Source organism: Curtobacterium sp. Leaf154 (assembly GCF_001424595.1).
GTDB lineage: Bacteria > Actinomycetota > Actinomycetes > Actinomycetales > Microbacteriaceae > Curtobacterium > Curtobacterium poinsettiae.
Genome location: NZ_LMOS01000005.1, coordinates 86,802 through 100,504, shown reverse-complemented (window position 1 = coordinate 100,504; position 13,703 = coordinate 86,802). Strand labels below are relative to the sequence as shown.

15 protein-coding genes are annotated in these 13,703 nt (G+C 71.1%); 13 read left to right on the top strand and 2 right to left on the bottom strand.

The window, feature by feature from the left end; genetic code table 11:
• Nucleotides 1-17: 17 nt before the first annotated feature.
• From miaB to dapF, 3 genes are read left to right on the top strand one after another with little or no spacing between them, the layout of a single operon-like run.
• The gene (miaB, locus tag ASF75_RS10680; protein ID WP_056071267.1) at nt 18-1,514 is read left to right on the top strand and encodes a tRNA (N6-isopentenyl adenosine(37)-C2)-methylthiotransferase MiaB; all 1,497 of its coding nucleotides are present in this window, start codon (nt 18-20) and stop codon (nt 1,512-1,514) included.
• Nucleotides 1,501-2,490: a tRNA (adenosine(37)-N6)-dimethylallyltransferase MiaA gene (gene miaA / locus ASF75_RS10675; RefSeq protein WP_235517630.1), complete on the top strand. Its 990-nt coding sequence runs from the start codon at nt 1,501-1,503 to the stop codon at nt 2,488-2,490. The genes miaB and miaA overlap by 14 nt, the downstream gene beginning before the upstream one ends.
• Complete coding sequence (gene dapF, locus ASF75_RS10670) at nt 2,487-3,377, top strand: diaminopimelate epimerase (RefSeq protein ID WP_042538440.1); 891 nt, start codon at nt 2,487-2,489, stop codon at nt 3,375-3,377. The genes miaA and dapF overlap by 4 nt, the downstream gene beginning before the upstream one ends.
• 41 nt (nt 3,378-3,418) lie before the next feature.
• On the opposite strand, the gene ASF75_RS10665 is transcribed toward dapF, so the two are convergent.
• Entirely contained in the window at nt 3,419-4,030 is a 612-nt protein-coding gene (locus ASF75_RS10665; protein WP_056071263.1) for a class I SAM-dependent methyltransferase, read from the bottom strand.
• A gap of 61 nt (nt 4,031-4,091) precedes the next feature.
• Between ASF75_RS10665 and hflX the strand changes: the two genes are divergently transcribed.
• Nucleotides 4,092-5,633, top strand: a complete 1,542-nt coding sequence (gene hflX / locus ASF75_RS10660) for a GTPase HflX (RefSeq protein WP_056071260.1) — start codon at nt 4,092-4,094, stop codon at nt 5,631-5,633.
• Nucleotides 5,634-5,842: 209 nt separating this feature from the next.
• Here the strand turns inward: hflX and lexA are convergent, their stop codons facing one another.
• Entirely contained in the window at nt 5,843-6,487 is a 645-nt protein-coding gene (lexA, locus tag ASF75_RS10655) for a transcriptional repressor LexA (protein WP_017885907.1), read from the bottom strand.
• Between the two features lie 236 nt (nt 6,488-6,723).
• Between lexA and ASF75_RS10650 the strand changes: the two genes are divergently transcribed.
• The 9 genes from ASF75_RS10650 to scpB all read left to right on the top strand — a co-directional run bounded on the left by ASF75_RS10650 (nt 6,724) and on the right by scpB (nt 13,580).
• The gene (locus ASF75_RS10650) at nt 6,724-7,101 is read left to right on the top strand and encodes a LysM peptidoglycan-binding domain-containing protein (RefSeq protein ID WP_056071257.1); all 378 of its coding nucleotides are present in this window, start codon (nt 6,724-6,726) and stop codon (nt 7,099-7,101) included.
• 64 nt (nt 7,102-7,165) lie between these two features.
• Entirely contained in the window at nt 7,166-8,272 is a 1,107-nt protein-coding gene (locus ASF75_RS10645) for a histidinol-phosphate transaminase (RefSeq protein ID WP_056071254.1), read from the top strand.
• Nucleotides 8,269-8,871 (top strand): imidazoleglycerol-phosphate dehydratase HisB, encoded by a 603-nt coding sequence (gene hisB, locus ASF75_RS10640; protein ID WP_056071251.1) that lies wholly within the window; start codon nt 8,269-8,271, stop codon nt 8,869-8,871. Before ASF75_RS10645 ends, hisB begins: the two co-directional genes overlap by 4 nt.
• On the top strand, nt 8,868-9,506 hold the full coding sequence (gene hisH, locus ASF75_RS10635; protein WP_056071248.1) for an imidazole glycerol phosphate synthase subunit HisH: 639 nt from the start codon (nt 8,868-8,870) through the stop codon (nt 9,504-9,506). The genes hisB and hisH overlap by 4 nt, the downstream gene beginning before the upstream one ends.
• Before the next feature lie 97 nt (nt 9,507-9,603).
• Nucleotides 9,604-10,350 carry a bifunctional 1-(5-phosphoribosyl)-5-((5-phosphoribosylamino)methylideneamino)imidazole-4-carboxamide isomerase/phosphoribosylanthranilate isomerase PriA gene (gene priA / locus ASF75_RS10630; RefSeq protein WP_017885902.1) on the top strand — a complete coding sequence of 249 codons (747 nt, stop codon included), beginning with the start codon at nt 9,604-9,606 and terminating at the stop codon, nt 10,348-10,350.
• 4 nt (nt 10,351-10,354) lie between these two features.
• The gene (locus ASF75_RS10625; protein ID WP_056071245.1) at nt 10,355-11,170 is read left to right on the top strand and encodes an SseB family protein; all 816 of its coding nucleotides are present in this window, start codon (nt 10,355-10,357) and stop codon (nt 11,168-11,170) included.
• Between the two features lie 59 nt (nt 11,171-11,229).
• On the top strand, nt 11,230-12,105 hold the full coding sequence (locus tag ASF75_RS10620; protein ID WP_017885900.1) for a ParA family protein: 876 nt from the start codon (nt 11,230-11,232) through the stop codon (nt 12,103-12,105).
• Nucleotides 12,089-12,892 carry a segregation and condensation protein A gene (locus ASF75_RS10615; protein ID WP_017885899.1) on the top strand — a complete coding sequence of 268 codons (804 nt, stop codon included), beginning with the start codon at nt 12,089-12,091 and terminating at the stop codon, nt 12,890-12,892. The genes ASF75_RS10620 and ASF75_RS10615 overlap by 17 nt, the downstream gene beginning before the upstream one ends.
• Nucleotides 12,882-13,580, top strand: a complete 699-nt coding sequence (scpB, locus tag ASF75_RS10610) for an SMC-Scp complex subunit ScpB (RefSeq protein WP_175470792.1) — start codon at nt 12,882-12,884, stop codon at nt 13,578-13,580. The genes ASF75_RS10615 and scpB overlap by 11 nt, the downstream gene beginning before the upstream one ends.
• Nucleotides 13,581-13,703: the final 123 nt, after the last annotated feature.

Sequence of the window (13,703 nt, the reverse complement as noted above, 5' to 3'; positions counted from 1 at the left end):
CCTACACTGGGACGACCATGGCCACCGTCGCAGCGCGCCCCCGCACCTACGAAGTCCGCACCTACGGGTGCCAGATGAACGTGCACGACTCCGAGCGGTTGAGCGGGTCGTTGCAGGCCGCGGGCTACACCGCGGCGGACGGCGAACAGGCCGACGTCGTCGTCATCAACACCTGTGCGGTGCGCGAGAACGCGGACAACCGGCTGTACGGCAACCTCGGACAACTCGCGGGCATCAAGCGCGATCACCCCGGCATGCAGATCGCCGTCGGCGGGTGCCTGGCGCAGAAGGACAAGAACGTCATCCTCGAGAAGGCGCCGTGGGTCGACGTGGTCTTCGGCACGCACAACATGGGATCGCTGCCGACCCTGCTCGAGCGGGCGCGGCACAACGACGAGGCGCAGATCGAGATCCTCGAGGCACTCGACGTCTTCCCGTCGACGCTGCCCACCAAGCGCGACTCGACGCACAGCGGCTGGGTCTCGATCTCGGTCGGTTGCAACAACACCTGCACGTTCTGCATCGTCCCCTCGCTGCGTGGCAAGGAGAAGGACCGCCGCCCCGGTGACGTCCTGGCCGAGATCCAGGCGCTCGTCGACGACGGTGCTATCGAGGTCACCCTGCTCGGGCAGAACGTGAACTCCTACGGCGTCGAGTTCGGCGACCGACAGGCGTTCGGCAAGCTGCTGCGGGCCACCGGTGGCATCCAGGGGCTGGAGCGCGTGCGTTTCACCAGCCCGCACCCGGCAGCGTTCACCGACGACGTCATCGACGCGATGGCCGAGACCCCGAACGTGATGCCCCAGCTGCACATGCCGCTGCAGTCGGGCTCCGACCGGGTGCTCAAGGCCATGCGCCGGAGCTACCGCAGCGAGCGGTTCCTCGGCATCCTCGACCGCGTCCGCGCGAAGATCCCGCACGCGGCGATCTCCACCGACATCATCGTCGGGTTCCCCGGCGAGACCGACGCCGACTTCGAGGACACCCTGCGTGTCGTCGAGCAGGCGCGGTTCGCCTCGGCGTTCACGTTCCAGTACTCGATCCGCCCCGGCACGCCCGCGGCGACGATGGACGACCAGCTGCCGAAGCACATCGTGCAGGAGCGGTACGAGCGACTCGTCGCCCTGCAGGAACGCATCACGGCGGAAGAGAACGCACAGCAGGTCGGCCGGAGCGTCGAGGTGCTCGTCGCCTCGGGTGAAGGCCGCAAGGACGACGCCACCCGCCGGCTCTCCGGTCGCGCGGAGGACTCCCGGCTCGTGCACTTCACGGTGCCCGCCGGGTCCGATGTCCCGCGCCCCGGCGACGTCGTCACCGTCGACATCACCCGGGCGGCACCGCACTTCCTGCTCGCCGACGACGACGCCCCGCTGCGCATCCGACGAACCCGGGCCGGAGATGCCTGGGACCGCGCGCAGGCCGAGAGCTGCGGCGTGCCGACCCCGGCCGGCGCCGCAGCCGACGGCCCACGTCCGGTCTCGCTCGGGCTGCCCACGCTCCGTGTCGGACGCTGAGCCCACCGCTGGCGTGCCGTCGAGCGGCTCGACGCTCGGGTCCGGTACCGGCGTCGAGGCCGACCTGATCGCGGTCGTCGGAGCCACGGGCACGGGGAAGTCCGACCTCGGCATCGCGATCGCCGAGCGCCTGCGTGCCACCGGTCGCAACGCGGAGATCATCAACGCGGACGCCATGCAGCTGTACCGCGGCATGGACATCGGCACGGCGAAGCTCCCGCCGGCCGAGCGGCACGGCATCCCGCACCACCAGCTCGACGTGCTCGACGTCACCGATGAGGCGAGCGTCGCCGCGTACCAGGTGGCTGCACGCACCGACGTCGACCGGATCCAGGCCGACGGTGGGGTGGCCGTCCTGGTCGGGGGCAGCGGGCTCTACGTCTCCGCGGTGCTGTTCGACCTGGCGTTCCCGGGCACCGACCCCGAGCTCCGTGCGCAGCTGGAGCGCGAGCACGACGAGCTCGGCCCGGGCATCCTGCTCGAACGGCTCCGCGCCCTCGACGCGGCGGCCGCCGCGACGATCGACGCACGCAACCCACGGCGGTTGATCCGTGCACTCGAGATCGCGAGCCGATCCGAGGTCGTGCCCCCGAGCCTCCCGGCCGCGCCCCGCGCATGGCGACCGTCCCGCATCCTGCACCTGCGACGCGACCGCGAGCAGCTCGTGTCGGCGCTGCACGAGCGCGCGGCGCGGATGTTCGACGCCGGACTCGTCGACGAGGTCGCGGCGCTCCGCGGGCTGGGACTCGAGCAGGGCCGGACCGCGCGCGGCGCCATCGGGTACTCGCAGGCGCTCGAGGTGCTCGCCGGTACGTCGACCCGCGAGCAGGCCGTCGAGGCGACGGGCATCGCGACCCGCAAGTACGCCCGCCGGCAGGTGTCGTGGTTCCGCCGGTACGCCGACGCCGAGACGCTCGACGTCACCGGGGCCGACCGCGGTGACCTGACGGAACTGGCCCGTAGGATCGTGCCGTGACCGAGCTGCACTTCACCAAGGGCCAGGGGACCGGCAACGACTTCGTCCTGTTCGCCGACCCCGACGCCACCGTCGACCTGACCCCCGAGCGGATCCGTGCCATCGCGGACCGACGCTTCGGCGTGGGCGGGGACGGCGTGATCCGCGCAGTGCGGTCCGAAGCGATCCCCGAGGGCCGCGCGCTCGTCGCCGTCGAACCCGAGGCGACGTGGTTCATGGACTACCACAACGCCGACGGCACGGTCGCCGAGATGTGCGGCAACGGCATCCGCGTGTTCGCCCGGTACCTGACCGAGTCCGGCCTGGTCGAACTGGCGCCCGGCGAGACGCTGACGGTCGGCAGCCGCAAGGGGCTGGTCGACATCCAGCGCACCACGAACGGGTTCGCGGCCGACCTCGGCCGCTGGGGCCTGGGCATCGAGGGCGGCGGATCCGACGACGTGCTCGTCCGGGCGAAGAACCTCGACGGGGCGCGCCCCGGCATCGGCATCGACGTGGGCAACCCGCACGTGGTCGTCGCCGTCGAGACCGAGGACGAACTGGCCGACCTCGACCTGACGTTCCTGCCGGTGCTCGAACCGGCGCCCGAGCACGGTGCGAACGTCGAGTTCGTGCTGCCCGGCGACCCGCTCATCAAGGACGGCGTCGGCGAGATCACGATGCGGGTGCACGAGCGGGGGAGCGGTGAGACCCTGTCGTGCGGCACCGGTGCCGTGGCGGCTGCCCTCGCCACGCGCTACTGGGTCGGTGCGGGGGCGCCGGACACCTGGCGCGTGCGGGTACCGGGCGGGCTGCTCACGGTGCGGATGACGGCGACCGAGGACGGCGAGCACGTGTCGCTGTCCGGGCCCGCCGAGCTCGTGTTCTCCGGCGACCTGACGGTCTGACGGTCTGACGCGCTGCGCGGCGCGGGCGCGTCGCGCGCGCCCTACGCGCTGTGCTGCACCCGGAGGACGCGGAAGCCCTTGGCCGTCGACTCCCGCGTGACTGCGAAGCCCGAACCGAGGGCGCCGACGAGCCACTTCTGCAGGGAGTCACCCCCGAGGTCCTTCGACACGACGAGCCAGGCATCGCCCCCGACCTCGAGCCGGGGCAGCCACGTCAGCAGGATCTGGTGCAGCTCGTCCTTGCCGACCCGGATCGGCGGGTTCGACCAGATCGTCCGGAACCGCAGGTCTGCCGGCACGTCGTCGGGCAGCGCGATCGTGACGTTCGCAGCTCCGGCCGTCGCTGCGTTGGCCCGGGCGAGTCCCAGCACCCGCTCGTTGACGTCGACGCCCCAGACGTGGGCGTCGGGGGACTGCAGCGCCATGGTGATCGCGATCGGCCCCCAGCCGCAGCCGATGTCGAGCAGCGCTCCGCCAGCAGCGGGTGCCGGCACCGAACCGAGCAGGACCTTCGTGCCGCGGTCGACGCCGTCGGGACTGAAGACCCCCGCCGCGGTCGACAGGGTGAGGGGCTGACCGGCGAGCGTGACGTCCACCTGGCGGGGCCGGACGTCGCTCTCGGGGTTGGCCGAGAAGTAGTGGTCGTTCGCCATGGATGAACCGTACCGGCAACCGAGTGTGTCGACGGGCCTGCGGAGGTAGCCTGTGCACAGGATGACGGATACCCATCAGCAGAACCACCAGACCAACGACGACAGCGCAGACGGTGTCGTCGAGAGGGTGTTGCGCAACGCAGACCACCGCGCAGCATCGTCCATCTTCGCGCCCGCCCAGGCGATCCAGACGCGGTCGACCGACGATCGCAGCTGGACGGGCGACGGCGACCAGTACGACCGTGAGGACCGTGCGGCGCTGCGCCGTGTCGCCGGCCTCTCCACCGAACTCGAGGACGTCACCGAGGTCGAGTACCGCCAGCTGCGGCTCGAGCAGGTCGTCCTGATCGGCGTGTACCCCCAGGGCGACGCGCAGGACGCCGAGAACTCCCTCCGCGAGCTCGCGGCACTCGCCGAGACCGCGGGTGCCGTGGTGCTCGACGGGCTCCTCCAGCGCCGGCCGAACCCGGACCCGGCCACCTACCTGGGCAAGGGCAAAGCCCAGGAGCTCGCGATGGTCGTCAAGGCCACCGGCGCCGACACCGTCATCGCCGACACCGAACTGGCACCCTCGCAGCGTCGTGCGCTCGAGGACGTCGTGAAGGTGAAGGTCATCGACCGCACGGCCGTGATCCTCGACATCTTCAGCCAGCACGCGAAGACCCGCGAGGGGAAGGCGCAGGTCGAACTCGCCCAGCTGCAGTACCTGCTGCCTCGACTGCGCGGTTGGGGTGACTCGATGTCCCGGCAGGCCGGTGGCCAGGTCTCCGGAGGCGCTGGCATGGGCTCTCGCGGCCCCGGTGAGACGAAGATGGAGCTCGACCGCCGCAAGATCCACACGCGGATGGCGAAGCTCCGCCGGCAGATCGCCGGGTTCACCCCGGCCCGTGAGGCCAAGCGTGCCGAGCGCAACCGCAACGAGGTGCCGAGCGTCGCGATCGCGGGCTACACCAACGCCGGCAAGTCGTCACTGCTCAACCGACTGACGAGCGCGGGTGTGCTCGTGCAGAACCAGCTGTTCGCGACGCTGGACGCGACGGTCCGCCGGACCGAGAGCACCAAGGGCCGCGAGTACACGTTCGCCGACACCGTCGGCTTCGTGCGCAACCTGCCGCACCAGCTGGTCGAGGCCTTCCGCTCCACCCTCGAAGAGGTCGGCGACGCCGACGTCATCGTGCACGTGGTCGACGGCTCGCACCCCGACCCCGGGGCGCAGCTGTCCACCGTGCGCGAGGTCATCGGTGACGTCGGTGCGGGTGACATCCCGGAGGTCGTCGTGTTCAACAAGGCCGACCTGATCGACGACGCGCAGCGCCTCGTGCTCATCGGGCTCGTGCCGGACGCGGTGTTCGTGTCGGCGCGCACCGGTGAGGGCATCCCGGAGCTCCTCAGCGTCATCGAGGACCGCCTGCCCGAGCCCGACGTGGACCTGACGATCGTGGTGCCGTACGACCGCGGTGACCTGGTGTCGTCGCTGCACGACACCGGCTCGGTCGAGTCCGTCGACTACGTCGAGGACGGCACACGCCTGCGGGTGCGCGTCTTCCAACGGCAGGTCACCGAGCTCGAGCCCTACGTGGTCACGCCCGTCCCGACCGTCTGACCCCCGGCTCCGACTGGCGCTGGCAGCCGGCTGGCGCTGGTGAGCGCCGCCGCGCGGCCTGGAGGCCCGTCACGAGTCCGTCAGACGCCGTCGTGTCACCGAGACACCCCGGAACACACGAAACGCCGCCGAATCCGGCGGCGTTTCGTCGTGCAGGGGGCGTCGTACGGTGACGACGGCGTCCCGCGCCGGTGCGGCGCGAGCAGTGGTCAGAGGGAGCGGAGGACCGCGACGACCTTGCCGAGCACCGAGGCCGCGTCGCCGAGGATCGGCTCGAAGGCGGAGTTCCGAGGCAGCAGCCACGTGTGGCCGTCGCGCTGGCGGAAGACCTTGACGGTCGCCTCTTCGTCGAGCATGGCCGCGACGATGTCCCCGTTCTCGGCGGTCTGCTGCGACCGGACGACGACCCAGTCGCCGTCGCAGATCGCGGCGTCGATCATCGACTCGCCGACGACCTTGAGCATGAAGAGCTCACCGGTGCCGACGAGCTGGCGGGGGAGCGGGATGATCTCGTCGACGTGCTGCTCGGCGGTGATCGGGACACCGGCGGCGATCCGGCCGACGAGCGGCACGAGCGTCGTGGCGTCGATGTCCGGGCCGCCGACGTCGGAGGTCGGCTCGTCAACCAGGACCTCGAGCGCACGCGGGCGGTTCGGGTCGCGGCGGATCCAGCCACCGAGCTCGAGCTGGCCGAGCTGGTGGGAGACGCTGGAGAGCGAGGAGAGCCCGGCGGCGTCGCCGATCTCGCGCATGCTCGGCGGGTAGCCCCGCGAGGCGATCGACGCACGGATCGCGTCGAAGATCGCCTGCTGCTTCGGCGTCAGCGGCTTCTGGCCCCGCAGTTCGTCCACCACGTCGTCTCGCTTTCGTCGGTGCCGGTCCGGCCGCGGCGGGAATGTCGGTGGTCCCCGCCAGGCTTGTCCCAGTCGATCGAAACAGTATCCGACCAGCCAGGGCCGGACAAACACCTGTTCGAGCGTGTCGCAAGAAGACCCCGCAGAAATCCTCTCCCAGGACTTGTGCGTCATCTGATTCGAAACTATGTTCGGTACAGGACTTCGGTTCCACCGAACGGGAAGGCAAGAACGACATGAGCACCATCGCCATCGCTGACATTCAGCGCACCGCGGCGCCCGCCGTGCGTACCCGCCTGCGTCTGACGCGTCGCGGCCGCATCGTCTTCACGACGCTCGCCGCGATCCCGCTCCTCGTCGTCGTCGCCCTCGGCGTGCTGAACGGTGGACAGGCCTCGGCCGGTGACGCCACCGCCGGCGGCGCCCGCACCCACTTCGAGACCGTGACGATCCAGCCGGGCGAGACGCTCTGGCAGCTCGCCGAGCAGACCGCCCCCGACTCCGACCCGCGCGACTTCGTGCAGGACGTCGTCAGCCTCAACGCGCTCGACGGTTCGGCGCTGCAGGCCGGCGAAGAGCTCTCCATCCCCACCAAGTACACCGACGGCGAGTAGTCACTCGGGCAGCCCCGTCCAGACGGCTGGTCGTCGCACGGTGACAGCGGCCTACGATGGATCGGTGGCATTCACGCTCGAAGACCTCCCGATCCGAGACGACCTGCGCGGGCAGAGCCCCTACGGCGCCCCGCAGAAGCACGTCCGCGTGCAGCTGAACGTCAACGAGAACACGCATCCCGTTCCGGACGACGTCGCCGCTGACATCATCGAGTCGATCAGGCAGGCCCTGCTGACGGTCAACCGGTACCCGGATCGCGAGTTCACCGAGCTCCGCCAGTCCCTGGCGGACTACCTCGGGCACGACCTGAGCGCCGAGCAGCTCTGGGCGGCGAACGGGTCGAACGAGGTGTTGCAGCAGCTCCTGCAGGCGTTCGGCGGGCCCGGTCGCTCGGTCCTCGGGTTCCCACCCACCTACTCGATGCACTCGATCCTCGCGTCGGGTACCGGCACGACGTGGATCCCGGCCCAGCGGGACGACGAGTTCCGCATCTCGCCCGAGACCGTCGTCGCAGCCATCCGCGACCACAAGCCCGACATCGTGTTCCTGTGCGGGCCGAACAACCCGACGGGCACCCCGCTCGACATCGAGGCGATCGCGGCCGCCTACGACGCGACCGACGGCATCGTGATGGTGGACGAGGCCTACGCCGAGTTCATGCCGTCCGACGCTCCGAGCGCGCTCACGCTGCTGCCCGGACGTGAGCGCCTGGTGGTGTCCCGCACGATGAGCAAGGCGTTCGCGTTCGCCGGTGCCCGGGTCGGGTACATGGCCGCGCACCCCGCCGTCGTTGACGCCGTCCGGTTGGTCCGGCTGCCGTACCACCTGTCCGCGCTGACGCAGGCGGCAGCGATCGCGGCACTCCGGCACGCCCCCGAGATGCTGGCGATGGTCGACGACATCAAGGCGCAGCGCGACCGCATGGTCACCGAGCTGCGGGCCATGGGGTACCGGACCTACGAGACCTGGTCGAACTTCGTCCTCTTCGGAGGTGTCGCCGACCCGAACGCTGCGTTCGAGGCGCTGCTCGAGCGCGACGTCATCGTGCGCGACCTCGGCATCCCGAACCACCTGCGGGTGAGTGCGGGGACCGAAGCCGAGACGACCGCGTTCCTCGACGCCATGCGGCAGGTCGCCGCCGAGCAGCCGCCGGTTAGGGTTGACGCATGACCGCCCGCACCGCCTCGATCAGCCGTTCGACGAGCGAATCGAGTGTCGAACTCGAGCTCGACCTGGACGGCACCGGGACCTCGTCGATCTCGACCTCCGTCCCGTTCTTCGACCACATGCTGACCGCGTTCAGCAAGCACTCCCTGATCGACCTGCGCGTGCGCTCCACGGGTGACACCGACATCGACGTGCACCACACGGTCGAGGACACCGGCATCGTGCTCGGACAGGCGATCAAGCAGGCCCTCGGCGACCGGTCCGGCATCGGCCGGTACGGCGATGCCCTGGTCCCGTTGGACGAAGCGCTGGCCCAGGCCGTCGTCGACGTCTCCGGGCGTCCGTTCCTGGTGCACTCCGGCGAGCCCGCGGGCTTCGAGTTCCACGGCATCGGCGGGCACTTCACCGGCTCGATGGTCCGCCACGTGTTCGAGGCGATCACGTTCAACGCCGGGATCACCGTCCACGTCCGCGTGCTCGAGGGCCGCGACCCCCACCACATCGCCGAAGCCGAGTTCAAGGCGTTCGCCCGGGCCATGCGCAAGGCGGTCGAGCGGGACCCGCGCGTCGACGGCATCCCGTCCACGAAGGGCGCCCTGTGACCGCCACCAAGCCGAACGTCGTCGTCCTCGACTACGGGTCGGGCAACGTCCACTCCGCCGCCAAGGCGCTCGAGCGCGCCGGGGCTGACGTCACCCTGACGTCGGACAAGCAGGCGGCGCTCAAGGCTGACGGCTTGCTCGTCCCCGGTGTCGGGGCGTTCGCGGCCGTGATCGACCAGCTCGAGGGCGTGCAGGGCGGCGAGATCGTCGACCACCGCCTGGCAGGCGGGCGCCCGGTGCTCGGCATCTGCGTCGGCATGCAGGTCCTGTTCTCGCGGGGCATCGAGCGTGGTGCCGACGTCGAAGGGCTCGGCCAGTGGCCCGGCACCGTGCAGGAGATCCAGGCCGAGGTGCTCCCGCACATGGGCTGGAACACCGTGCAGGCGCCCGAGGACTCCGTGCTGTTCGACGGCCTGCACGAGGAGCGCTTCTACTTCGTGCACTCCTACGGCGTGACCGACTTCCCGCTCGAGGCGTACGGGCCGTTCCGTGCGCCCCGCCTGACCTGGGCCGAGCACGGGCAGCCGTTCATCGCCGCGGTCGAGAACGGACCGCTCACCGCCACGCAGTTCCACCCCGAGAAGTCCGGCGAGCCGGGCATCCGCCTGCTCTCCAACTGGGTCCGCTCGCTCTGAACCCGGCCTGCACCGGGCGCGACGGCCGTGCCGGACGCGCCCCGGGCCTCCCGGCTGTCCGCAGCCCCTTCTCCACCGCAACGAAACCGACAGGACCATGACCGACCTCACCGACACCCCGCCCCTCGTCCTGCTGCCGGCCGTCGACGTCGTCGACGGACAGGCCGTGCGACTCACCCAGGGCGAGGCGGGCAGCGAGACCGGCTACGGCGACCCCGTCGCCGCTGCCCGCACCTGGCGTGACCAGGGTGCTGAGTGGATCCACCTCGTCGACCTCGACGCAGCCTTCGGCCGTGGCGACAACCGCCGGGTGATCGCGCACGCCGTCCGCGAGGTCGAGGGGGTCTCGGTCGAGCTGTCCGGCGGGATCCGCGACGACGCCTCGCTCGAAGCGGCCCTGGCGACCGGCGCGGCGCGCGTGAACCTCGGCACCGCGGCGCTCGAGAACCCCGACTGGGCCGCGCGGGTGATCGGCGAGTACGGCGAGCAGATCGCCGTCGGGCTGGACGTCCGCGGCACCACGCTGTCGAGCCGCGGCTGGACCGAGGATGCCGGTGACCTGTGGGAGGTGCTCGACCGCCTCGAAGCCGCCGGGTGTGCCCGCTACGTGGTGACCGACGTCACGAAGGACGGCACGCTGCAGGGCCCGAACGTCGAACTGCTCCGCCAGGTGTGCGACCGGACCGACCAGCCCGTGGTGGCCTCGGGCGGGATCTCCACCCTCGATGACCTCCGTGCGCTCCGCGAACTCGTGCCGTACGGGCTCGAAGGCGCCATCATCGGCAAGGCGCTGTACTCCGGGGCGTTCACGCTGCCCGCCGCTCTCGACATCGCCTCGGAGTAACGCCGTGGCGGGCATCTCGAACGGTCGTGGCACCGGGCCGGAGACCGACGACGCGCACACCCCGGGTGGGGCGGCGGACTCGGCGGGGTTCTCGTGGGAAGGCCGCACGTTCGACCACCACGACACCGCGTTCGCGGACGACGACGGACTCGCCGACCCCGCGGTGGTCGCGGCCATCGGCTCACTCGCCGACGGTGCGTCCCAGGCCGCGATCGTCGATGCGCTCCGCTCCGCCCGCCTGCTCATCCCGCTCATCGCCGAGGCCGGCGACGTGGGGGAGACCGACGCGGGCAAGCTCGTCGACAAGACCCAGGAACTCTCGATCGTGACGGTCGCCGGCCCCGACGGTCGCAGCGTGATGCCCGCGTTCACCTCGGTCGACGCCATGCACGCGTGGGACCCGGACGCGCGCCCCGTGCCGGTGGAGTCCCGCCGCGTTGCGATGGCCGCGGCGAGCGAGGACACCCAGCTCGTCGTGCTCGACCCGAAGTCGCCGACCGAGTTCGTGCTGCGTCGTCCGGCGGTGTGGGCACTCGGGCAGGACCTGCCGTGGACCCCGTGCTTCGAGGACCCCGAAGTGGCCCGTGCCTTCGCGGCCTCGGTCGAAGGGGAGCCCAGCGTGGCCCGTGTCGAACTCGCGCCGGGCGACCCGGTCGGCCGGTTCGCCGGACCGGAGCTGACGGTGGGCCTGGCGCTGCACCCGGGGCTCGACCGCGAGCAGGTCGGCGAGCTCGTCGGACGGCTGCAGCAGCGGTGGTCGGCCGACCCCGTGATCGCGGAGCGGGTCGACAGCATGCGCGTCGCCCTGCGCGCTGCCTGACGAGCAGCAGTGCGGCGATGCGACCCGGCCCACCCCGACGTCGCCGGTACGATGACGGGGTGAGCCCGAACCCGACGACCAACCCCACCGGCGCGACCACCCACGGTCCGACGGGGCGTCCCGTCCGGGACTTCCCCGTGCCCGAGGAGCTCGACAGCACCGGACCCGCCCGCATCATCGCGCTCTGCAACCAGAAGGGCGGCGTCGGCAAGACCACGACCGCCATCAACCTGGGCGCCGCGCTCGCGGAGTACGGCCGCAAGGTGCTCGCCGTGGACTTCGACCCGCAGGGTGCGCTGTCCGCCGGCCTCGGTGTCCGCACCCACGACATCCACACCGTCTACGACCTGCTCATGGGTGCCGTGAAGGACCCGAACCAGGTCATCCAGCCGACGAACACCCCCGGCCTCGACGTCATCCCGGCGAACATCGACCTGTCCGCGGCCGAGGTGCACCTGGTCAACGAGGTCGCCCGCGAGCAGATCCTGGCGAGCGTGCTGCGCAAGGTCGCGAACGACTACGACGTGATCCTGGTCGACTGCCAGCCGTCGCTCGGCCTGCTCACCGTGAACGCCCTGACCGCTGCGCACGGCGTGCTCATCCCGCTCGAGTGCGAGTTCTTCGCGCTGCGCGGTGTCGCGCTGCTCATCGAGACGATCGACAAGGTGCGCGACCGCCTCAACCCGGCGCTCAAGCTCGACGGCATCCTGGCGACCATGTACGACTCGCGCACGCTGCACTCGCGCGAGGTCATGGAGCGGGTCGTCGACACCTTCGACGACCGCGTGCTCGACACCGTCATCGGCCGCACCGTGAAGTTCCCGGACGCCACGGTGTCCGCACGACCGATCACGCAGACCGCGCCGGACCACCCTGCCGCCCACGCCTACCGGCAGCTCGCACGAGAGCTCGTCCAGCGTGGCGCCGTCGCCTGAGCCGGGGTTCCGGGTCCGGCTCACCAACTTCGACGGACCGTTCGACCTCCTGCTGTCGCTCATCACGAAGCACGAGCTCGACATCACCGAGGTCTCGCTCGGTGCCGTGACGGGGGAGTTCATCCAGTACGTCCGGCAGGCCGAGTCCGCCGACGAGCTCGACGAGGCCAGCGAGTTCCTGGTCGTCGCGGCGACCCTGCTCGACCTGAAGATCGTCGGGCTGCTGCCGCAGGGTGAGCTCGTGGACGCCGAGGACGTCGCCCTGCTCGAAGCCCGCGACCTGCTGTTCGCCCGACTGCTGCAGTACCGGGCGTTCAAGCAGGCCGCCGACTGGTTCGGGGAGCGGTGGGGCATCGAGTCGCGCCGGCACGTCCGCAGCGTCCGGCTCGAGGAGCGGTTCCGCGCGCGGACGCCGGAGCTCGTCTGGACCCTGTCCGTGCAGGACTTCGCCGCCCTCGCCACGCTCGCCTTCGCCCCGCGGGAGATCCCGACCGTCGGCCTCGACCACCTGCACGCGCCGCTCATCAGCATCCGTGAGCAGGCCGCGATCGTCGTCTCGATCCTCCGCACCCGTGATGGTGAGGGTGTCTCGTTTCGCGAACTGGTCGCGGGCGTCGACCAGACCGGTATCGTGGTGGCTCGCTTCCTCGCGATCCTCGAGCTGTACCGGAACGCGTCGATCTCGTTCGAGCAGCTCGAGCCGCTCGGGGAGCTGACACTGCGGTGGACCGCCGAGGACTGGTCCGACGAGAGCCTCGCGAACCTGGGAGCCGACTATGACGGATGACGTGCACGACACGTCCAGCGCCGAACCCGGCGGCGCCGACGAGATGGCCGACGCCCGCGCGATCGAGCACGAGATCCACGACCACGCCGAACGCGCTGCGTCGCCGGCCCACCCCGCCATCCCGCTCGACCGCCAGCTCGAGGCCATCCTGATGATCGCCGACGAGCCCCAGTCGCTCGTCGCGCTCGGTGCCGCCGTCGGTTCGCCCGTCCCCGCCGTGCGCCAGGCGATCGAACGCCTGGTCGCGGACTTCGACGGTGTCGACGGCACGATCCGCCGTGGCTTCGAACTGCGCGAGGTCGGGGGCGGCTGGCGCTTCTACGTCCGCGCCGACCTGGACCCCGTGGTCGAGCAGTTCGTCGAGGCCGAGCGCCCCTCGCGGCTGTCGCAGGCCGCACTCGAGACCCTGGCGGTCGTCGCCTACAAGCAGCCGATCACCCGATCGCAGATCGCTGCGATCCGCGCCGTCAACGTCGACGGCGTCGTCCGGACCCTGGTGGCACGCGGCCTCATCGAGGAGTCGTTCACCGACGCCGAGACCGGCGCCATCAACTACGTCACGTCCGACCTGCTCCTGCAGCAGCTCGGCATCAACTCGCTCGACGAGCTGCCGCTCATCTCGCCCCTCCTGGACGACGGTGCGGACGGCTTCGAGCAGAACGAAAGGATCCCCGATGGCAGGGTTTGACGACCGGGGGCGCGGCGCGCCCCGAGACCGAGACGACCGCAACGGACGCTCAGGAGGCCCAGATCGCCCCGGCCGCCCGGCCGGCGGACGCGGCGGGGCCGGCTCCGGTGCCGGTGGCCGCTC

Excerpts from the sequence above, each read along its gene's own strand:
- miaB (WP_056071267.1), top strand. The coding sequence starts at position 18 with ATGGCCACCGTCGCAGCGCGCCCCCGCACCTACGAAGTCCGCACCTAC.
- ASF75_RS10665 (WP_056071263.1), bottom strand. The coding sequence starts at position 4,030 with ATGGCGAACGACCACTACTTCTCGGCCAACCCCGAGAGCGACGTCCGG.
- hflX (WP_056071260.1), top strand. The coding sequence starts at position 4,092 with ATGACGGATACCCATCAGCAGAACCACCAGACCAACGACGACAGCGCA.
- ASF75_RS10650 (WP_056071257.1), top strand. The coding sequence starts at position 6,724 with ATGAGCACCATCGCCATCGCTGACATTCAGCGCACCGCGGCGCCCGCC.
- hisB (WP_056071251.1), top strand. The coding sequence starts at position 8,269 with ATGACCGCCCGCACCGCCTCGATCAGCCGTTCGACGAGCGAATCGAGT.
- priA (WP_017885902.1), top strand. The coding sequence starts at position 9,604 with ATGACCGACCTCACCGACACCCCGCCCCTCGTCCTGCTGCCGGCCGTC.
- scpB (WP_175470792.1), top strand. The coding sequence starts at position 12,882 with ATGACGGATGACGTGCACGACACGTCCAGCGCCGAACCCGGCGGCGCC.